The sequence below is a fragment of the Pseudomonas viridiflava genome, from assembly GCF_900184295.1.
GTDB classification, from domain to species: Bacteria; Pseudomonadota; Gammaproteobacteria; order Pseudomonadales; family Pseudomonadaceae; genus Aquipseudomonas; species Aquipseudomonas viridiflava.
Map to the genome: position 1 here is coordinate 4,433,339 of NZ_LT855380.1, position 18,792 is coordinate 4,452,130.

The window sequence follows — 18,792 nt, forward strand, 5'->3', positions numbered from 1 at the left end:
CCCATCCGCATCAAGAGATCCCATGTTCAAACGAAGCACCTTAAGCCTCGGCAGCGCCGTTCTCTGCGGCACTTTCCTCGTCGGTGGCTGTGCCAATCAGTTGTCACAGCGCAGCGAACATGAGGAACGTGTCGAGCGAAAACTGCTTGAACACACCTTGCAGGTCGATATCGGCGAACCCAAGACACTGGAGTTGCCGCAACGACGCGTGCGTATCCACGAGCATAAGTCGTTCGAGGTCACCGACTTCGAAGTCACACGCCATTACGACCGCTACACGCCCTATCAGCCCTGGCGGGAGATCTATGAAATCCCGCTCGGTGCAGTCGCGGTCGTGGCTGGCGTAGGCGCCAACGTAGTGAATGTCTTCGCACTGGGCAGTCTGCCGGAAAGCGTGACCAAGGACTGGATCAGCTACGGCGTTGCCGGAATGAACCCGTTCATGAACGCGCCCTCGCATGGCCGCGCCGAGCAAAACCTAGCGGGCATCGATGAGGTGCAAAAAGACAAGCGCATCGAGAATTCCACCCTGCCGTGGAGCGAGCGCTCGGTCATGGTCAAGGCGGGTAACGACACCCACGAGATGGCCACAGACCGCAACGGCGTACTGAGGCTCAATCTGCTGGACAGCCCGTTTGCAGAACAGGACCTGAGCCGTGTCACTCGTATCTACATCAATGTGGAAGACGAACAGGACAACGCACACGCCAATGAGAGTCTGCCAATCAGCCACTCACTGCGCGGCAAACTCCTGGAAGCACATGCGCTGATTTACGACGATCTGGAAGACGACGAAGTAAGCCAGTGGGTGCATCGGGTCAAGCGCCTGTCGGATCTTGGTCTTGAAGAAGAAGCCAGTGAACTGGAACAGAGCCTCATCGAACTGACGCGCAATGATCCACAGCTGCAGAACGAGTTTCTGAAGTCGCTGGCCAGGGATGCCGGCCGTCTGGTTGCGGTTCCTGCACAAGCGCAATGAACATTGGGCTCCGTGATCGCACGGAGCCGCCTGTTAGCGCGTGAACAATTCCAGTTGCTCGTGTGCCGCACGCAAGTCGTGCAGGCGCATCCCTACGCCCAATAACCGAACCGGCTTCCCACCCCGCGCGAAAGCCTGCGCCAGTAACTGCTCATAGCTGCCCAGATCCCTGCCTGCGCCGGTCTGTTCCAGCGTGGTCTGAGTGAAGTCATGGAATTTCACTTTGACGAAGGGTTTGCCCGGCCGGTACTGGCCTTCCATTCGCGCCATGCGGTGGGTCAGCGTCTCCAGCAAGGCAGGCAGCTTTTCCAGGCAACTGGCCAGATCAGGCAGATCCTTGTCGTAAGTATTCTCGACACTGACCGACTGACGCCGACTGTCATTCTGCACAGGCCGGTCATCAATGCCATGCGCAAGACTCCAGAGCCGTTCGCCGAAACTGCCGAACTCACGCACCAGCGCCAGCTTGCTACGGCTGCGCAGATCCGCACAGTCGACAATCCCCAGACGCCCCAGCTTGTCGGCCGTGACCTTGCCCACCCCGTGCAGCTTGTTGACAGGCAGCGATGCGACAAAGTCCTCGACCTGATCGGGAGTGATAACAAACAGCCCGTTCGGCTTTTTCCAGTCGCTGGCGATTTTGGCCAGAAACTTGTTGGGCGCAACGCCCGCCGATACGGTGATATGCAATTGATTCGAGACCCTGCGCCGAATGTCCTGAGCGATGCGCGTCGCACTCCCGGAAAAGTGGCCCGAATCGGATACGTCCAGAAACGCCTCATCCAGAGACAGCGGCTCGATCAGGTCGGTGTAATCGCGAAATATCGTCTGGATTTCCTTCGATGCTTCTTTATAGGCATCCATACGCGGCTTGACGATGGTCAGGTCCGGACAGAGCTTGAGGGCATGTCGAGAGGACATGGCAGAACGCACACCGTACGCACGCGCCTCGTAATTGCAGGTAGCGATAACCCCCCGCCGCTCTGCCGAGCCCCCTACTGCCAAAGGCTTGGCCGCCAGACTCGGGTCGTCGCGCATTTCGATGGCTGCGTAAAAGCAGTCACAGTCGATGTGGATGATTTTGCGCTGCGTCATGACCTGATGAGATTTTGATATCCATGGTCAGGCAGTATCTCACTGCTATCAACCCGTGACACGCACGTCCTGAAAATGCGCGATGAAAAGGCCGCATTTACATCGCTGCTCGTAGGTAAACACCACCCGAAGCCCGGCGGGCCGGGCGTCAAAGGTCGTTCACACCCCCGCTTCGCTTCGCTAACCACTTGAAGGAGAAGCACTTTTTTGAAACTAATCATTGACACCCCGACAACTCTCTGTAGAATGCCGCCACACAGACGCGGGATGGAGCAGTCTGGTAGCTCGTCGGGCTCATAACCCGAAGGTCGTCGGTTCAAATCCGGCTCCCGCAACCAAACATCAAGAAAGGCTACTCGAAAGAGTGGCCTTTTTTGTGCGCGCTCATAAAGCGTCGCCTCCTGCTTCTATATAGAAGAGCTGGGCCAGCCCGGAACGCGTAGGTGGATCCAAGCATTAAGCGAGGTTATTTTCAGCTTTCGAGCATTAAGGGTTGACACTTTCTCGTTCGGCTGTAGAATGCCGCCACACAGACGCGGGATGGAGCAGTCTGGTAGCTCGTCGGGCTCATAACCCGAAGGTCGTCGGTTCAAATCCGGCTCCCGCAACCAAACATCGAAGAAGGCTGCTCGAAAGAGTGGCCTTTTTTGTGCCTGATGAAAAAACCCCTCCTCGATATCAGTAACTGTCTGACAAAAAAGACTATTTGCTCCAGACACTGAAGCCCTATCATCACGAACGTCACGTAATGTTTCCATTTACGACAGTTTTTTCACATGCGGCCGATAGGCTTATGGCTAAGCTGAATCAGACCTGAATCACGGCTGAACAGCATTGACCCGTTCTATTCGCTATTCGCTCGTTAGGCGTTGACGCGCTAACATCCTGAAATATTTTTTGCGTAGGGATTGGTAACTTGGCTGTATACCTCCATCCTGTCGCGCACGATCCAAGGAGTGATTGATGCGCGACAACACGTCAGATTCCAATGAAACAGTGAATGCCGACCAACCCGGCAAACCCGCACGCCTGCAGTGGCGCGAGTTGCTGAGCAAGTATCGCCAGCCTATCGGGCTGGCCGTGATGCTGCTGCTGTTCGGCCTGGCATTGATCGCCTGCCGGCACATGCTCATCGAGATGGACTGGTACGCGCTGCACGATTCCCTGTTCGCAGTGCCCCTGGCCTCTCTGGGCGGCGCGCTGCTGGCCGCGATAATCGGCTACGTCATCCTGATGGGTTACGAGCTGTCGGCCAGTCGCTATGCCAACGTCGACCTGCCGACCAAAACGCTGATCCTCGGTGGTTTCACGTCGTTTGCGATTGGCAATGCGGTAGGTCTGTCGATGCTGTCCGGCGGCTCGGTCCGTTATCGCCTGTACTCGCGACATGGTATCGGCGCGATTGAAATTGCCCGAATGACCGTGTTCGCCAGCCTATCGCTGGGTTGTGCGCTGCCGCCACTCGCTGCGCTGGCGACCTTGAGCAACCTGTCCGGCGCATCGCTCGCACTGAAGCTTCCCGTCGAAGTTCTCGCGGTCATTGCGACTGCGGTGCTGGTCGGCAGCATTTTACTGGCGGTCGCGATATATCGCCGTCGCCTGCCGGAACAGGATATCCCCCACAACATTCTGGTACGCCTTGGTCGCCGCACCCTGCGCCTTCCGAACCTGCGTCTGACCCTGATCCAACTGGTGATCACCGCGCTGGACGTGGCCGCCGCGGCTCTGGTGCTTTACCTGCTGCTGCCCCAGGCACCTCCGCTGGGTGCATTCATGCTGATCTACCTGCTGGCGCTCGCCGCTGGCGTACTCAGTCATGTACCCGGTGGCGTCGGCGTCTTCGAAGCGATTCTGCTGGCTGCGTTTGCCAATGAGCTGGGCGCTGCGCCGCTGGCGGCCGCCCTGTTGCTGTATCGCCTGATCTACGTCGTGCTGCCGCTGCTGCTGGCATGCCTGACGTTGTTGTTCACCGAAGCCCAACGATTGCTTCCGACCCGACAGGCGATGCGCGTCGCGTCAGGTCTGGCGGCACCGATCCTGGCATTACTGGTTTTCTTGTCGGGGGTGGTGCTGCTCTTCTCTGGTGCCACCCCTGAAATCGACACCCGACTGGAAAACGTCGGGTTCATGATCCCCCACCGCCTGATCGATGCTTCGCACTTCGGCGCAAGCCTGGTCGGCGTACTCTGCCTGCTGCTGGCGCAAGGGCTGCGCCGACGACTGTCCGCTGCCTGGGTGCTCACCGTGATCCTGTTGCTGGTGGGTGCCGTGCTGTCGATGCTCAAGGGCTTCGACTGGGAAGAAGCCAGCCTTCTGCTGCTGACTGCGGTCCTGCTGATGACCTTCCGCCGCTCGTTCTATCGCCCGAGCCGCCTTCTGGAAGTGCCGTTTTCTCCGCTCTACCTGATCGCCAGCGTCTGCGTGGTCGGTGCGTCGATCTGGCTGCTGCTGTTTGCTTATCAGGACGTGCCGTACAGCCACCAATTGTGGTGGCAGTTCACGCTGGACGCCGATGCTCCTCGCGGCCTGCGCTCGGCGCTGGGCAGCGCGGTTCTGCTGGTGGTGGTCTCCCTGACATGGCTGTTGCGCACTGCGCGCCCCGTGATCAAGCTGCCTGACGCAGCCGACCTGGACAAGGCGGCCGAGATTCTCAAAGCCTCCAGCCAGCCGGACGGCGGGCTGGTACTGACCGGCGACAAGGCCATTCTGTTTCATCCGGCCGGCAACGCTTTCCTGATGTATTCGCACCGCGGCCGCAGCCTCGTTGCGCTTTATGACCCTATCGGCCCGACACAACAGCGCGCCGAGCTGATCTGGCAATTCCGTGACCTGTGCGATGTTCACCATGCACGCCCCGTGTTCTATCAGGTACGCGCTGAAAACCTGCCGTTCTACATGGACATCGGGCTGACCGCGATCAAGCTGGGCGAAGAAGCAAGAGTCAACCTGCTGAAGTTCGATATCGAAGCCAAAGGCAAGGAGATGAAGGACCTGCGCTACACCTGGAACCGTGGTGGTCGTGATGGTCTTTCGCTGGAGATCTACGAGCAGGGCGAAGCGCCAATCGATGAACTCAAAGCGATCTCCGATGCCTGGCTGACCGGCAAGAATGTGCGTGAGAAAGGCTTTTCTCTGGGACGCTTCAACCCCGAATACCTCAAGTATTTCCGCATTGCGATCGTTCACTTCCAGGGCAAGCCGGTGGCGTTTTCCAACCTGCTGGAAACCACCAGCCACGAACTGGCCAGCCTGGACCTGATGCGCTCGCATCCGGACGCGCCCAAATTGACCATGGAATTCATGATGGTCGGGTTGATTCTGCATTATAAGGCGCAGGGCTATTCCCGCTTCAGCCTGGGTATGGTGCCGCTGTCCGGCCTGCAGCCGAGACGCGGCGCACCACTGACCCAGCGTCTGGGCTCGATGATCTTCCGCCGTGGAGAACAGCTCTACAACTTCCAGGGGCTGCGCCGCTTCAAGGACAAGTTCCAGCCCGACTGGGAACCTCGTTATATGGCCGTGCCTGCCGGACTCGATCCGCTCGTGGCACTGGCTGACACTGCCGCCCTGATTGCGGGCGGCCTGACTGGATTGGTGAAACGCTGATGATTCGACGCTCCTGGCGCCTTTTGCTCGCAGCTCTGGTAATTCTTCTTTTGGTCGCACTGGGAGTCTGGATCTGGAACCGCCCCGCTCCACCCGCCACACTTGAGCACTCGAATCTGGATGACGGGGCCGCGCTGACCAGCGTGACTCCGGCCACCAGCATCAAGACCCGCATCGCACTGGCTGTCACTGCCGAGGAAATGCTCACCGACAAGCAATTGCTGGCCATCAGCAAAGACGCGTCGGCGCGCATCGTTCAGGTTGTTCTGCCGAAAGACGATTGCGTCATGCAGCAGAAGACGTTCCAGAATGCCCTCGAAAAACTGGACGGTCCTGCACTGGTGGTTGGCGGCATAGGCCCTGGCGCAACGCTGGCCTGGCGCTGGCTGGCCGGACAGACTGACGACAAGGCTCAGGCCATCTCCGTGGGCTTCGCCCTTGAGCACGTGTCCAATCCGCCACCGGTGGTGGACGAAGGCGACACGCCGCCACGCATCTGTGACGTGCCGCTGCCGCAGAAAGCGCCGCACGGTCACTGGCTGGCGGCCTGGAATGACGCGCCGGATGACCCGAGCGCAGCGTTCGTAAGGGATCAGACCAACGCCGATACCAGCATCAGCGACTACGATATCCCGCTGCCACAGGTTCTGAACACCGAACTGCGTCATCTGCTGCTGGGTGAAAACGACAGCGGGGGTCTGGGTATTCCAGTCGTTGAAGTACCGGCCAGCCAACCATCCGACACCGTCACGCTGTTCATGTCCGGTGATGGCGGCTGGCGCGATCTGGACAAGGTAGTCGCAGGCGACATGGCAAAAATGGGCTATCCGGTGGTCGGCATCGACGTGCTGCGTTACTACTGGGAGCACAAGACGCCCGAGCAGACCGCCGTCGACCTCACCGACCTGATGAACCACTACCGTCAGAAATGGGGCACCAAACGCTTCATTCTTGCCGGTTACTCGTTCGGCGCCGACGTCATGCCTGCGATCTACAACCGTCTGGCGACGGACGATCAGAACCGCGTAGACGCAATCATCCTGCTGGCATTTGCGCGCTCCGGCAGTTTCGAAATTCATGTGGATGGCTGGCTGGGCAACGCAGGCAAGGAAGCGACAACCGGACCGGAAATGGCCAAGCTGCCTGCCGCCAAGGTGTTCTGCGTCTATGGCATCGAAGAGAAGAAGGACAGCGGCTGCACCGACACCACAGCAGTGGGTGAAGCGGTCCAGTTGCCCGGCGGTCATCACTTCGATGAAGACTACCCCGCTTTGGCCAAACGCCTGATCAACGCCATCAACAAGCGTCAGGGCAAGACCGGCGCTCAATAACCGGTCAGTTGTCAGAGCCAAAAAAATCCCGGCACCGTAAGGTCGCCGGGATTTTTGTTTGCGGGGGAGTATCTGCCAGCTTACATCTCGACTTGCGTACCCAGCTCGATCACACGGTTGAACGGCAGCTTGAAGAAGCGAAGGTTGCCGTTGGCGTTCTTGAGCATGAAGGCAAACAGTGCCTCGCGCCAGCGAGCCATGCCGACCATCTTCGACGGAATGACCGTCTCGCGACTCAGGAAGTAGGTGGTCCGCATCGGGCTGAAGTCCAGTTCGGCCAAGTGACACAGGGCGAGCGCAGCGGGCACGTCCGGCTCGTCGATGAACCCGAAGTGCAGGATCACGCGGTAGAACCCTTCCCCGTATGACTCGACCTCGAAACGCTGCTGAGCCGGAACCCTCGGAGTATCCTCGTAGACAACCGTCAACAGCACGACCTGCTCGTGTAACACCTGGTTGTGCAGCATGTTGTGCAGCAGCGCATGCGGCACGGCATCGGAACGGGCCGTCAGGAACACCGCCGTACCCTGCACCCGATGCGGCGGCTGCACGCGAATGCTGCCGATGAAGATCGGCAGCGGCAGACCGCCTTCGTCGATACGCTCGGCGAGCAACTGCTTGCCGCGCTTCCAGGTGGTCATGAGGATGAACAGCACCGCGCCCGCCAACACCGGAAAGGCACCGCCCTGAAAAATCTTCGGCACGTTGGCAGCGAAGAACAGACCGTCTACCAGCAACAGCCCTATCAATAGCGGAACGGCCAGCAATGGCGGCCATTTCCACAGCAGCAGCATCACCGAAGACACCAGAATCGTGGTGCAGAGCATGGTCCCGGTCACCGCCACGCCGTAGGCAGAAGCCAGCGCGCCGGAAGACTCGAAGCCGATCACCAGCATGATCACGCCCGCCATCAGTGCCCAGTTTACGGCGCCGATGTAAATCTGGCCCTGTGCATCACTGGAGGTGTGCTGGATGTACATGCGTGGGATGTAGCCAAGCTGGATCGCCTGCAGCGTCATGGAGAACGCACCGGAAATCACCGCTTGAGAGGCAATGATCGTCGCCATGGTCGACAGGCCGATCAGTGGCAGCAGCGCCCAACCCGGCGCCAGCAGATAAAACGGATTGCGCACGGTCTCGGGATTGCCCAGCACCAGCGCACCCTGACCGAAATAGTTGAGCAGCAACGCTGGCAACACGAGGATGAACCACGCCCGCGAAATCGGCTTGCGGCCGAAGTGCCCCATGTCTGCATACAGGGCTTCGGCACCCGTCAACGCCAGCACCACTGCGCCAAGAATGGCGACACCGATGCCAGGGTGAATAATGAAAAAGTGCACGCCCCAAGCAGGATTCACCGCCTTGAGCACTTCCGGCGACTGCATGATGCCGTAGACACCCAGCGCGCCCAGCACCACAAACCAGGTGACCATCACCGGACCGAACAGCACACCGATGCGCGCCGTACCGTGCCTCTGAATCAGGAACAGACCGATCAACACCACCAATGCCATCGGCACGATCCAGTGCTCGAGCCCGTCGAACGCCAGCTCGAGACCTTCCATCGCCGACAACACGGATACGGCAGGCGTGATCATGCTGTCGCCATAGAACAGGGCCGCACCGAACAGGCCGAACACCACCATCATCATCTGCAGTTTGGGGTACCTGGCCGTCGCCCGCCGTGCCAGCGCCGTCAGGGCCATGATGCCGCCCTCGCCCTGGTTATCGGCACGCAGAATGAAGACCATGTACTTGAAGGACACCACCCAGATCAGCGACCAGAAAATCAGCGACAGAACACCGAGAATCGCGTCATGCGTGACCTCGACCCCGTAGCCGCCCTGAAACACCTCCTTGAGCGTATACAGCGGGCTGGTGCCGATATCGCCATACACCACGCCCACCGCAGCGATCAGCAGCCCAACAGGCCTGGCCGCCTTTCCAGAACCTTCATGACTGTTTGTTTGACTCATCCACTACTCCCGGAAACCAGACATGAGGCTCAAAGCACTATGAACTTCACAACGCGTAACAATTCAGATCCACCCAGACATTGACATGCCGGGATGCGATGGCGCGAAGCATAACGCAGCGGTGGGTGTAATTCTCTTTCTAAGAAGCAGTGTTGTGTTTGTTTGCAGCTCTGACGAAATACCCAGCTGAACGGCAGCCGGCATCGTTGCTCATTTCTGAAGAACCCCTTAACATCCTCATACGCCATTGACGTACCTCAGGGACTGCATGATTTTTATCGAAACACCTATATTCACTTCAGAGCTCAGGACTCATCTGAGCGACGACGAATATCGCGCGCTTCAATCGCACCTCGCATCCCAGCCGGAAGCTGGCGCGCTGATTGAAGACACAGGAGGATTGAGGAAGGTACGCTGGACTGCGCATGGGAAAGGCAAGAGTGGTGGGGTAAGGGTGATTTATTACCACTTATCCTCTGCCAATCAGATACGAATGCTTTTGATCTATCGAAAAGGGATCATGGATTCCCTGACTGCGAAGCAAAAGACACAGCTGCGAGCAATCAACAGAAGGTGGAAATAATGGAAAAGAATCTTTTTGATCGTCTTGTGGAAAGCATGACGCAAATGGACGAAATTGATCGCGATGAGCGCCAGCCTTCCCGCGAGTTCCACGTTGATGCAGTTCAGGTAAAGAAGATCCGCCAGGCTACAGGGCTATCCCAGGCGAGCTTCGCCAAACGCATAGACGTGGCGGTAGGTACGCTTAGGAACTGGGAGCAAGGTCGCCGCGAACCTGAGGGGCCTGCCAGAGCCTTGTTAAAGGCCATACACAACGACCCGGAACACGTATTGGCGGCGCTTCGCTGAAGCACCTCCGCCAGCACTCGTCGTAAATCTCGCCCAGACACTGGTCATAGCGCCCGCTCATCGCTAGAATTGCGCACTTTTTGATCAGAGGCGCAACCAAGCGCCCAATCGGTGCCTGCACGTAGTGTCCAGGCCCCATCACGCCGAGGTTCGCCATGTCCACCGTCACCACGCCATCCGCCCCCAAGGTTGGATTCGTCTCTCTGGGTTGTCCGAAAGCGCTCGTTGACTCCGAACGCATCCTGACTCAGCTGCGCATGGAAGGTTACGAAGTCGTTCCGACTTACGAAGACGCCGACGTGGTTGTCGTCAATACCTGCGGCTTCATTGACTCGGCCAAGGCTGAGTCGCTGGAAGTGATCGGTGAGGCACTGGCGGAAAACGGCAAGGTGATCGTGACCGGCTGCATGGGCGTGGATGAAAGCGTCATTCGCAAGGTCCACCCGAGCGTGTTGTCGGTGACCGGTCCTCAACAGTACGAGCAGGTCGTCAATGCCGTGCACGAAGTCGTGCCGCCTCGCCACGATCACAATCCGCTGATCGATCTGGTGCCGCCGCAAGGCATCAAGCTCACACCGCGTCACTACGCGTACCTGAAAATTTCCGAAGGCTGTAACCACAGCTGCAGCTTCTGCATCATTCCGTCGATGCGCGGCAAGCTGGTCAGCCGTCCGGTAGGCGATGTGCTCGACGAAGCCAAGCGTCTGGTCAAATCCGGCGTGAAGGAATTGCTGGTGATCTCGCAGGACACCAGTGCCTACGGCGTTGACGTCAAGTACCGCACCGGTTTCTGGGACGGCCAGCCAGTCAAGACCCGCATGACCGAGCTGTGTCAGGCGCTGGGTTCCATGGGCGTCTGGGTCCGCCTGCATTACGTTTATCCGTACCCGCACGTTGACGAGCTGATCCCGCTGATGGCGGCCGGCAAGATCCTGCCGTACCTGGACATCCCGTTCCAGCACGCCAGCCCCAAGGTCCTCAAGCTGATGAAGCGCCCTGCCTTCGAGGACAAGACCCTGGCCCGCATCAAGAACTGGCGCGAGCAGTGCCCTGACCTGATCATCCGCTCGACCTTTATCGTCGGCTTCCCGGGCGAAACCGAAGAAGACTTCCAGTACCTGCTGGACTGGCTGACCGAGGCCCAACTGGACCGCGTCGGCTGCTTCCAGTACTCCCCGGTCGAAGGTGCCCCCGCCAACCTGTTGGACGCCGCCATTGTGCCGGATGATGTCAAACAGGACCGTTGGGACCGCTTCATGGCGCACCAGCAGGCCATCAGCGCCGCTCGTCTGCAGATGAAAATCGGTCGCGAGATCGAAGTGCTGATCGACGAAGTCGATGAACGCGGTGCGGTTGGCCGCTGCTTCTTCGATGCCCCTGAAATCGACGGTAACGTGTTCATCGGCCTGGAAGACGACAGCACGGTCAAGCCGGGTGACAAGATCATGTGCCGCGTGACCGACGCCGATGAATACGACCTGTGGGCCGAAATCATCTGACGCTGGCTCCACCTGCCGGAAAAAGCCCTGCCCTTCAAAACGGCAGGGCTTTTTCGTTGAGTTTTGCGGTCTATGCACAGACTGGACACTGGGAGCGCTGGCCGATGGAATTCTACATTCCAGACAAGAACGACTACCCGGCTTTGGTAGACCTGTGGGAGCGCTCGGTACGCGCCACTCATGACTTTCTGCCAGACGCCTATATCACCCTGTTGAAAGATCTGCTGCTCAGACAATACCTGGACAGCGTGACCCTGTTCTGTACCCGTGACGCGCAACTGGACATCACCGGCTTTGCAGGCGTCAACCGGAGCAAACTCGACATGCTGTTCATCGACCCTGAGCGCCGGAGGGAAGGACTGGGCTCACAGCTGCTGACTCACGCGATCTCACAGTTCCACATCTACGAGCTGGATGTGAACGAACAGAATCCGCAGGCGCTGGGCTTTTATCTCAAACACGGTTTCGAAGTGGTCAGCCGTTCCGAAGTCGATGGCCTGGGCAGCCCCTATCCGATGCTCAGGATGCATTTGAGCCGCCGCAATTGACGTGACTGAAGGCGCAATTGCAATGTTGCCGCGATTAACCCGGCGCAGGCGGTTACAATGGCGCCTTTCTCATCAGTAAACGGCTTCTTTCATGACAGACCCCATTCGCCTCTCCAAACGCCTCATCGACCTGGTCGGCTGCTCCCGCCGGGAGGCCGAACTGTTCATCGAGGGCGGCTGGGTCACCGTGGATGGCGTGGTGGTCGAAGAGCCGCAATTCAAGGTCGATAACCAGAAGGTAGAGCTGAGCGCTGATGCCAAGGCGGACTCACCGGAGCCGGTCACGATCATCTTTCACACGCCCGCCTCGGTGACTGCCGAAACCGCTCTGCAGATGATCACGCCGGGCACCCTGTCCGAAGAACACAGCTATGGCAAGCGCCCGCTCAAAGGGCACTTTCTGCGGCTTGAAGCGATCTCCAGCCTGCAGGCCAACGCCAGCGGCCTGATGGTGTTCAGCCAGGACTGGAAAATCCTGCGCAAACTCACCGACGACCGCAGCAAGATCGAGCAGGAGTACGTGGTGGAGATCTCCGGCGAGATGGTCCCTCATGGGCTGAACCGCCTGAACCACGGCCTGACCTACAAGGGCAAGGAACTGCCGAAGGTTAAAGCCAGCTGGCAGAACGAGAACCGCCTGCGTTTCGCCATGAAGAATCCTCAGCCAGGCGTCATCGCCCAGCTCTGCGAGGCCGTCGGCCTGAAAATCGTCTCCGTTCGCCGCATCCGCATTGGTGGCGTGTCCATGGGCAAGCTGCCCGAAGGGCAATGGCGCTACATGACAACCAAGGAAAAGTTCTAACTTTCCCCTCATTACCGGGCGTACGCATTTGCTCGTGCGCCGTCAAAAGACTTACAGGACTCACCGCTCATGATGAACAACGATGTATTGCGCAGCGTGCGCTACATGCTCGATATCAGCGACAGCAAGATTGTCGAAATCACACAGCTGACCGGTTTTGAGGTCTCCAAGAGCGACGTCATTGCGTTCATGAAGAAAGAGGAAGAAGAAGGCTATCTGGATTGCAGCGATGAGATCATGGCGCACTTCCTGGACGGTCTGGTCTACTTCAAGCGCGGCAAGGACGAGAGTCGCCCACCTCAAGCCATCGATCTGCCGATCACCAACAACATTGTGCTGAAAAAGCTGCGCGTGGCCTTCGAACTGAAAGAGGACGACATGCACGCAATCCTCAAGTCCGTCGACTTCCCGGTCTCCAAGCCGGAGCTGAGCGCGCTGTTTCGCAAGGTGGGCCATACCAATTACCGCGAATGCGGCGACCAGCTGCTGCGTAACTTCCTCAAGGGCCTGACCCTGCGCGTTCGCGGCTGAGTCGCGCGCGTGACCCATACCGTGTCACCGGTCGGCTACATGCGCTCCTGCTTCAAGGAAAAGTTCGCCATCCCGCGTCAGCCACACCTGGCGCCAGCCGCGCGCGGCGTGCTGGAACTGGTCGCCCCTTTCAATCAGGGCGACGCGGTACAGGGTCTGGAGCAGGTCAGCCATGTCTGGCTGCTGTTCCTGTTTCATCTGGCGCTTGAAGACAAGCCACGCCTGAAAGTGCGCCCGCCTCGCCTGGGCGGCAATCAGTCGATGGGCGTGTTCGCCACTCGCGCGACGCATCGCCCCAATGGCATCGGTCAATCAGTGGTCAGGCTGGATAAAGTCGAAGCCGGACGCCTCTGGTTGTCGGGTATCGACTTGCTTGACGGCACGCCGGTGCTGGACATCAAGCCCTACGTGCCCTACGCCGACGCTGTCGAGAGTGCGACCAACTCGATGGCCAGCGCCGCACCCGAGCTGATTCCGGTGCACTGGCAGGACGCCGCGCTGGTTCAGGCGCACGAGCATGCGTTGAGACTGGGCGAACCGCTGGTGGAACTGATTGAGCAGTGCCTGGCTCAGGACCCGCGGCCGGCTTACCAAATGCCCACGCCCGAACGTCGCTACGGTGCGCAGTTCTGGGATCTGGATGTTCGCTGGCATTACCCTCAGACAGGCGTCATTTGCGTGCTGGAAGTGGTCCTGGCACAAGATTCCGGCCAATAAAAAACCGCCTCATCCTGCGCAAGGGTGAGGCGGCTTTTTCAATCAGGCTTACTTCTCGACGAATGCACGCTCGATCAGGTAATCGCCAGGCTCACGCATGCGTGGGGAAACGGTCAGGCCGAAGCTGTTGAGCACTTCGCTGGTCTCGTCCAGCATGCTCGGGCTGCCGCACAGCATGGCGCGGTCGTCCTGAGGATTGATCGGCGGCAGACCGATATCACTGAACAGCTTGCCGCTGCGCATCAGATCAGTCAGGCGGCCTTCGTTCTCGAACGGCTCACGGGTCACGGTCGGGTAGTAGATCAGCTTGTCACGCAGCGCCTCACCGAAGAACTCGTTCTGCGGCAAGTGCTCGGTGATGAACTCGCGGTAGGCGACTTCGTTCACGTAACGCACGCCGTGGCACAGGATGACCTTTTCGAAACGCTCGTAGGTCTCGGGGTCCTGGATCACGCTCATGAACGGCGCCAGGCCTGTGCCAGTGCTGAGCAGATAAAGATGCTTGCCCGGCTTGAGGTCGTCCAGCACCAGCGTGCCTGTAGGCTTTTTGCTGATGATGATCTCGTCGCCTTCCTTGAGGTGCTGCAGCTGAGAGGTCAGCGGACCGTCAGGCACCTTGATGCTGAAAAACTCCAGATGCTCTTCCCAGTTAGGGCTGGCAATCGAATACGCACGCATGAGCGGACGACCGTTTGGCTGCTGCAGACCGATCATGACGAACTGACCGTTCTCGAAACGCAGACCAGGGTCGCGGGTGCACTTGAAACTGAAGAGGGTGTCGTTCCAGTGATGGACGCTGAGGACACGCTCGTGGTTCATGTTGCTCATGTACGTGGGAACTCCTGAAAATTTCGTGCGCGCAGGGGCACGGCGCTATTGCGCGACATTCTAGTGGCAGACACAATATCTGTTAAATGAATTATCAAGATATGGGTTATCGGTTATATAGATATGCGATTCACTCTTCGTCAACTTCAGGTCTTTGTCGCCGTCGCCCAGCAGGAAAGCGTCTCGCGCGCTGCCGTGCTGCTTTCACTCTCCCAGTCGGCTGCCAGTACATCGATCACCGAACTGGAGCGTCAGTCCAGCTGCCAGCTCTTCGACCGCGCCGGCAAACGACTGAGCCTCAATGCCACGGGACGCCAGTTGTTGCCCCAGGCGGTTGCCCTGCTCGATCAGGCCAAGGAAATCGAAGACCTGCTCAACGGCAAGTCAGGTTTCGGCTCGTTGGCCGTTGGCGCGACGCTGACCATCGGCAACTATCTGGCGACGCTGTTGATCGGTGGCTACATGCAGCGTCATCCGGAAAGCCAGGTGAAACTGCATGTGCAGAATACGGCGCACATCGTGCAACAGGTGGCGCATTACGAAATCGACCTGGGTTTGATCGAGGGCGATTGCAGCCACCCCGACATTGAAGTGCAGTCCTGGGTCGAAGATGAACTGGTGGTGTTCTGTGCGCCGCAGCATCCGCTGGCCAAACGCGGCCGGGCCACGCTGGAGGAACTGACGCGTGAAGCCTGGATTCTGCGCGAGCAGGGATCCGGTACCCGGCTGACATTCGATCAGGCCATGCGTCATCACCGTAACGGTCTGAACGTGAAGCTGGAACTGGAGCACACCGAGGCCATAAAACGTGCGGTGGAATCAGGGCTCGGCATCGGCTGCATTTCCAGACTGGCGCTGCGCGATGCGTTTCGTCGCGGCAATCTGGTGGAATTGACCACCCCGGATCTGGACCTGTCCCGGCAGTTCTACTTCATCTGGCACAAACAGAAGTACCAGACCTCCGCCATGCGCGAATTTCTCGACCTCTGCCGGGCATTCACCGCCGGAGTGCAGCGCAGCGACGAAATCGTGCTCCCGAGCCTGTACTGATCAACGATTCAGGTTCAGCCCAGCAGAACGATGCCCCACACCAGACCGATCATGGTCAAGGCAATGAACTGCGCAGCGCTGCCCATATCCTTGGCGTTCTTGGACAGCGGATGCAGGTCCAGAGATATCCGGTCGATGGCCGCCTCGACAGCGGAGTTGAGCAACTCGACGATCAGCGCCAACAGACACACCGCTACCAGCAAGGCATGCTCGCCTTTACTGACCGTCAGAAAAAACGACAGCGGAATCAGCACCACATTGAGCAGCACCAGCTGACGGAAAGCGGCTTCGCCCTTGAAAGCGGCGGTCAGGCCATCCAGGGAATAACCTGCGGCGTTGAGGATTCGTTTCAGACCGGTTTGGCCTTTGAAGGGCGACATAGAGAGGCTGCTGTACTGTAAGGAAGAGGAAAGCTAAGGGAACGCAGGTCAAAAAAGCGTGAACATTTCTGTGACTGGCGGTTAGCTGGCTGAGATGGATTCGAGTTGTTGCAGCAGCAACGCTGCCTGGGTCCGGGTGCGCACGCCCAGCTTGCGGAAGATCGCCGTCACGTGAGCCTTGATGGTGGCTTCCGAGACGCTCAGCTCAAAAGCGATCTGCTTGTTCAACAGCCCCTCACACACCATGGTCAGCACCCTGAACTGCTGCGGCGTCAGGCTGGCGAGCCCGGCACTGGCGGCTTTGGCCTCATCCGACACGCTGATGGTTTCGTTGACCTGCGGCGGCCACCACACGTCGCCCTCCAGAACGGTACGCACCGCATGCTGAATGGCCTCAAGCGAACTGGACTTGGGGATGAAACCGCTGGCACCGAATTCTCTGGAGCGAACAACGATGGACGCCTCTTCCTGCGCCGACACCATGACGACAGGGATCTGCGGGTATTGCCCCCGCAACAGCACAAGACCGGAAAAGCCATAGGCACCGGGCATGTTCAGATCAAGCAACACCAGGTCCCAGTCTGTCTTCTGCTCCAGATGTGATTCCAGTTGCGCGATGCTTTCTGCCTCGACCAGCCGTGCATCAGGCCCCAGACCGATGCTCAACGCCTGCCGCAGCGCACTGCGAAACAGAGGATGATCGTCGGCGATCAGGATGTCGTAGGTCATGTGTTGATCCTGTTTTCATAGTGAGGGCCAGCAACGCAGGCCGCTCGCCAGGGCATCCGGAAATGCCGGCAAATTCACGTTGCCCGACCGGGCAGGTGCAGCGCCAAACCCGGTGAATCGGCGTCCAAGCGGCGCCAAGCATGCCCAGCAACACCATGACGGTCAAGCATGAAGCGCCCCGGAGCCGAGGATAAGATGGCAATCAGCCAACCACCGAAGCAGTAAACGCCGGGCAGGCTATATAAAAGCCTTCAAATGGTTATGCGCTGCGTCGTCCGGATCAATCGGTCGCTGGTACTTGGCACCCAGATAATGAGCGCTGAACACATCCAGATAAGCATCAAGCACGCCACTGGCGCTGACATCGTCGGCCAATTCCAGGCACAGCGCAGCCACTTCTGCCGTACAGAAATGGTCATCACGCCTGGACCGCCGCAGTCGGTAGCGCGATATCTGCTCGGGCTCCAGGCTCAGCACCGGAAACTTCTCCAGATACGGGCTTTTGCGAAACATCTTGCGTGCTTCGGTCCAGGTGGCGTCCAGCAGAATGAACAACGGCCGCTTGCCGTCTTCGCGTGACACCTGGGTCACTACCCGTTCCCTGGCGACGAACTCACCCGGGAACACGATGTACGGTTGCCACTGCGGATCATCCAGCAACGCCAGCAGTTGTTCGTCGACCTCGATGCGCGACCAGCCGAACGCGTGCGTGTCTTCGATGACATCGGCAATCAGCCAGCCGGTATTGGTCGGCTTCAACGGCTCGGTGTCGTACATCAGCAGGCACATGCCCGAATCAGCCGCGACCTTGGGTCGCCATGCACATAAACAGTAGCTGGAGATGACCCGGCAATCCGGGCAACGTGGCGCACGCGAGCCTCGGGCGATTAACGGTTTGGTACTGCGTGCCAGTCGCTCATCGCGCAGGCGGGAGACAGCGTGGCTCATTGCAGCACGCACCAACTGAGGGAATACATCGACACCACGAGAACTCGGCAGGAATAAAGTGTGCGCAGTTTATCAGAGCACTGACCGTTCAACCCTAGGCTGTGTGAAGAGTCCTGTCTTATACTGCTGCGCCATCCAGACCCGCAGTCGGCAGGTTATCCCGGAACGCACTTTGAAGTCGCTGGTCCAACGGCCAGCTACTTAATCAGGAGAGTTTAATGCTGCGCCTCATCGCCCCTACCCTTACGCTTTTGCTCGTTGCTCCGCTGTGCGCCCAGGCGGCGTCGAAGCAGGAGTTCGAACTCAGCAAGATGCTGGAAAAAGTCGCGAAGGAAAGCAGCGTCGGTACGCCTCGAGCGATCAACGAAGACATTCTGGATCAGGGCTACACCGTCGATGGTAACGCACTGATCAACCACCTGAGCGTACGTGAAGGCCAGGCGCAGCAAATGCGCGCCAACCCGGACGCCATGCGCAACCAACTGGGCAACAGCGTCTGCCATAACAATGGCTACCGTCAGTTGATGACCAAAGGTGCCGTGCTCAAGTATCAGTTCACCGAGTACAAGACTAACAAAGCGATCGCGACCCAGACCTTCCAGGCCTCGGACTGCACGGTCAAACCCAAGAAATAAGCCGCTCTGCCCTTCCCGTGCGCCTGCCCCTCAGGCGCACACTGTTCTCGTTTCGAGACATCCTGCAACGCCTCCAACCTGAAGACGAACCGAGAACCGATGGCCTTTTTGAAGGCTTCGGCACATCATCGATTCGACACACAAGCCAGACTGGCGCTATAAACTTCTGACAGCCAACCGGTACTTTCAGGCACGTGGACAACAGGAGCGACACGTTCATGTGCACCCATCGTTTCTTGTGAACCAGTGAAACAGACAGAATCCATAC

General features: G+C 58.8%; 18 protein-coding genes and 2 tRNA genes. 14 read left to right on the top strand and 6 right to left on the bottom strand.

The annotated features are described in order from the left end of the window. The first annotated feature begins 22 nt into the window (after nt 1–22). Nucleotides 23–979 carry a hypothetical protein gene (locus CFBP1590_RS19855; protein ID WP_004879123.1) on the top strand — a complete coding sequence of 319 codons (957 nt, stop codon included), beginning with the start codon at nt 23–25 and terminating at the stop codon, nt 977–979. A gap of 33 nt (nt 980–1,012) precedes the next feature. Here CFBP1590_RS19855 and dinB read toward each other — a convergent pair whose 3' ends face one another. Beyond that, nucleotides 1,013–2,074, bottom strand: a complete 1,062-nt coding sequence (dinB, locus tag CFBP1590_RS19860) for a DNA polymerase IV (RefSeq protein ID WP_029241684.1) — start codon at nt 2,072–2,074, stop codon at nt 1,013–1,015. Between the two features lie 261 nt (nt 2,075–2,335). On the opposite strand from dinB, the gene CFBP1590_RS19865 reads away from it, so the two are divergent. The 4 genes from CFBP1590_RS19865 to CFBP1590_RS19880 all read left to right on the top strand — a co-directional run bounded on the left by CFBP1590_RS19865 (nt 2,336) and on the right by CFBP1590_RS19880 (nt 7,011). Then, nucleotides 2,336–2,412: transfer RNA gene (locus tag CFBP1590_RS19865), tRNA-Met, on the top strand. A gap of 196 nt (nt 2,413–2,608) precedes the next feature. Further along, nucleotides 2,609–2,685, top strand: a tRNA-Met gene (locus CFBP1590_RS19870). Between the two features lie 352 nt (nt 2,686–3,037). Beyond that, a complete protein-coding gene (mprF, locus tag CFBP1590_RS19875) occupies nt 3,038–5,680 on the top strand; it encodes a bifunctional lysylphosphatidylglycerol flippase/synthetase MprF (RefSeq protein WP_004879119.1) in 2,643 nt (880 codons plus the stop codon). Beyond that, on the top strand, nt 5,680–7,011 hold the full coding sequence (locus CFBP1590_RS19880; protein ID WP_088235785.1) for a virulence factor family protein: 1,332 nt from the start codon (nt 5,680–5,682) through the stop codon (nt 7,009–7,011). The genes mprF and CFBP1590_RS19880 overlap by 1 nt, the downstream gene beginning before the upstream one ends. 80 nt (nt 7,012–7,091) lie before the next feature. On the opposite strand, the gene CFBP1590_RS19885 is transcribed toward CFBP1590_RS19880, so the two are convergent. Next, on the bottom strand, nt 7,092–8,987 hold the full coding sequence (locus tag CFBP1590_RS19885) for a potassium transporter Kup (protein WP_088235786.1): 1,896 nt from the start codon (nt 8,985–8,987) through the stop codon (nt 7,092–7,094). A 268-nt stretch (nt 8,988–9,255) separates the two neighbouring features. On the opposite strand from CFBP1590_RS19885, the gene CFBP1590_RS28155 reads away from it, so the two are divergent. The 7 genes from CFBP1590_RS28155 (at nt 9,256) to tsaA (ending at nt 13,954) form a co-directional block, all read left to right on the top strand. Then, a complete protein-coding gene (locus CFBP1590_RS28155) occupies nt 9,256–9,570 on the top strand; it encodes a type II toxin-antitoxin system RelE/ParE family toxin (RefSeq protein WP_029241687.1) in 315 nt (104 codons plus the stop codon). After that, a complete protein-coding gene (locus CFBP1590_RS19895; RefSeq protein WP_029241688.1) occupies nt 9,570–9,857 on the top strand; it encodes a helix-turn-helix domain-containing protein in 288 nt (95 codons plus the stop codon). The genes CFBP1590_RS28155 and CFBP1590_RS19895 overlap by 1 nt, the downstream gene beginning before the upstream one ends. 155 nt (nt 9,858–10,012) lie before the next feature. Next, the gene (gene rimO, locus CFBP1590_RS19905; RefSeq protein WP_004879110.1) at nt 10,013–11,356 is read left to right on the top strand and encodes a 30S ribosomal protein S12 methylthiotransferase RimO; all 1,344 of its coding nucleotides are present in this window, start codon (nt 10,013–10,015) and stop codon (nt 11,354–11,356) included. 104 nt (nt 11,357–11,460) lie between these two features. Continuing rightward, nucleotides 11,461–11,904, top strand: a complete 444-nt coding sequence (locus CFBP1590_RS19910; RefSeq protein WP_029241689.1) for a GNAT family N-acetyltransferase — start codon at nt 11,461–11,463, stop codon at nt 11,902–11,904. 91 nt (nt 11,905–11,995) lie between these two features. Further along, entirely contained in the window at nt 11,996–12,706 is a 711-nt protein-coding gene (locus tag CFBP1590_RS19915) for an rRNA pseudouridine synthase (RefSeq protein WP_029241690.1), read from the top strand. Nucleotides 12,707–12,775: 69 nt separating this feature from the next. Further along, on the top strand, nt 12,776–13,237 hold the full coding sequence (locus CFBP1590_RS19920; protein ID WP_029241691.1) for a YehS family protein: 462 nt from the start codon (nt 12,776–12,778) through the stop codon (nt 13,235–13,237). A 9-nt stretch (nt 13,238–13,246) separates the two neighbouring features. Continuing rightward, nucleotides 13,247–13,954: a tRNA (N6-threonylcarbamoyladenosine(37)-N6)-methyltransferase TrmO gene (tsaA, locus tag CFBP1590_RS19925; protein WP_029241692.1), complete on the top strand. Its 708-nt coding sequence runs from the start codon at nt 13,247–13,249 to the stop codon at nt 13,952–13,954. 48 nt (nt 13,955–14,002) lie between these two features. Here the strand turns inward: tsaA and fpr are convergent, their stop codons facing one another. Then, nucleotides 14,003–14,782 (bottom strand): ferredoxin-NADP reductase, encoded by a 780-nt coding sequence (gene fpr, locus CFBP1590_RS19930; RefSeq protein ID WP_002554680.1) that lies wholly within the window; start codon nt 14,780–14,782, stop codon nt 14,003–14,005. Between the two features lie 123 nt (nt 14,783–14,905). Between fpr and CFBP1590_RS19935 the strand changes: the two genes are divergently transcribed. Continuing rightward, the gene (locus tag CFBP1590_RS19935) at nt 14,906–15,832 is read left to right on the top strand and encodes a LysR family transcriptional regulator (RefSeq protein ID WP_029241693.1); all 927 of its coding nucleotides are present in this window, start codon (nt 14,906–14,908) and stop codon (nt 15,830–15,832) included. A 14-nt stretch (nt 15,833–15,846) separates the two neighbouring features. Here CFBP1590_RS19935 and CFBP1590_RS19940 read toward each other — a convergent pair whose 3' ends face one another. From CFBP1590_RS19940 to CFBP1590_RS19955, 3 genes are all read right to left on the bottom strand, one after another. Further along, nucleotides 15,847–16,212, bottom strand: a complete 366-nt coding sequence (locus CFBP1590_RS19940) for a diacylglycerol kinase (protein WP_004879098.1) — start codon at nt 16,210–16,212, stop codon at nt 15,847–15,849. Nucleotides 16,213–16,293: 81 nt separating this feature from the next. Continuing rightward, nucleotides 16,294–16,941, bottom strand: coding sequence for a response regulator transcription factor ErdR (erdR, locus tag CFBP1590_RS19945; protein WP_004879097.1), 648 nt, complete (start codon nt 16,939–16,941; stop codon nt 16,294–16,296). Nucleotides 16,942–17,178: 237 nt separating this feature from the next. Beyond that, the gene (locus CFBP1590_RS19955) at nt 17,179–17,889 is read right to left on the bottom strand and encodes a tRNA-uridine aminocarboxypropyltransferase (protein ID WP_088235789.1); all 711 of its coding nucleotides are present in this window, start codon (nt 17,887–17,889) and stop codon (nt 17,179–17,181) included. A 218-nt stretch (nt 17,890–18,107) separates the two neighbouring features. Between CFBP1590_RS19955 and CFBP1590_RS19960 the strand changes: the two genes are divergently transcribed. Continuing rightward, nucleotides 18,108–18,524 (top strand): quorum-sensing-regulated virulence factor family protein, encoded by a 417-nt coding sequence (locus CFBP1590_RS19960; RefSeq protein WP_029241694.1) that lies wholly within the window; start codon nt 18,108–18,110, stop codon nt 18,522–18,524. Nucleotides 18,525–18,792 lie beyond the last annotated feature (268 nt).

Excerpts from the sequence above, each read along its gene's own strand:
- rimO (WP_004879110.1), top strand. The coding sequence starts at position 10,013 with ATGTCCACCGTCACCACGCCATCCGCCCCCAAGGTTGGATTCGTCTCT.
- CFBP1590_RS19940 (WP_004879098.1), bottom strand. The coding sequence starts at position 16,212 with ATGTCGCCCTTCAAAGGCCAAACCGGTCTGAAACGAATCCTCAACGCC.
- fpr (WP_002554680.1), bottom strand. The coding sequence starts at position 14,782 with ATGAGCAACATGAACCACGAGCGTGTCCTCAGCGTCCATCACTGGAAC.
- CFBP1590_RS19885 (WP_088235786.1), bottom strand. The coding sequence starts at position 8,987 with ATGAGTCAAACAAACAGTCATGAAGGTTCTGGAAAGGCGGCCAGGCCT.
- CFBP1590_RS19955 (WP_088235789.1), bottom strand. The coding sequence starts at position 17,889 with ATGAGCCACGCTGTCTCCCGCCTGCGCGATGAGCGACTGGCACGCAGT.
- CFBP1590_RS19910 (WP_029241689.1), top strand. The coding sequence starts at position 11,461 with ATGGAATTCTACATTCCAGACAAGAACGACTACCCGGCTTTGGTAGAC.
- CFBP1590_RS19895 (WP_029241688.1), top strand. The coding sequence starts at position 9,570 with ATGGAAAAGAATCTTTTTGATCGTCTTGTGGAAAGCATGACGCAAATG.
- erdR (WP_004879097.1), bottom strand. The coding sequence starts at position 16,941 with ATGACCTACGACATCCTGATCGCCGACGATCATCCTCTGTTTCGCAGT.
- CFBP1590_RS19935 (WP_029241693.1), top strand. The coding sequence starts at position 14,906 with ATGCGATTCACTCTTCGTCAACTTCAGGTCTTTGTCGCCGTCGCCCAG.
- dinB (WP_029241684.1), bottom strand. The coding sequence starts at position 2,074 with ATGACGCAGCGCAAAATCATCCACATCGACTGTGACTGCTTTTACGCA.
- CFBP1590_RS19960 (WP_029241694.1), top strand. The coding sequence starts at position 18,108 with ATGCTGCGCCTCATCGCCCCTACCCTTACGCTTTTGCTCGTTGCTCCG.
- CFBP1590_RS28155 (WP_029241687.1), top strand. The coding sequence starts at position 9,256 with ATGATTTTTATCGAAACACCTATATTCACTTCAGAGCTCAGGACTCAT.
- CFBP1590_RS19920 (WP_029241691.1), top strand. The coding sequence starts at position 12,776 with ATGATGAACAACGATGTATTGCGCAGCGTGCGCTACATGCTCGATATC.
- CFBP1590_RS19915 (WP_029241690.1), top strand. The coding sequence starts at position 11,996 with ATGACAGACCCCATTCGCCTCTCCAAACGCCTCATCGACCTGGTCGGC.
- mprF (WP_004879119.1), top strand. The coding sequence starts at position 3,038 with ATGCGCGACAACACGTCAGATTCCAATGAAACAGTGAATGCCGACCAA.
- CFBP1590_RS19855 (WP_004879123.1), top strand. The coding sequence starts at position 23 with ATGTTCAAACGAAGCACCTTAAGCCTCGGCAGCGCCGTTCTCTGCGGC.
- CFBP1590_RS19880 (WP_088235785.1), top strand. The coding sequence starts at position 5,680 with ATGATTCGACGCTCCTGGCGCCTTTTGCTCGCAGCTCTGGTAATTCTT.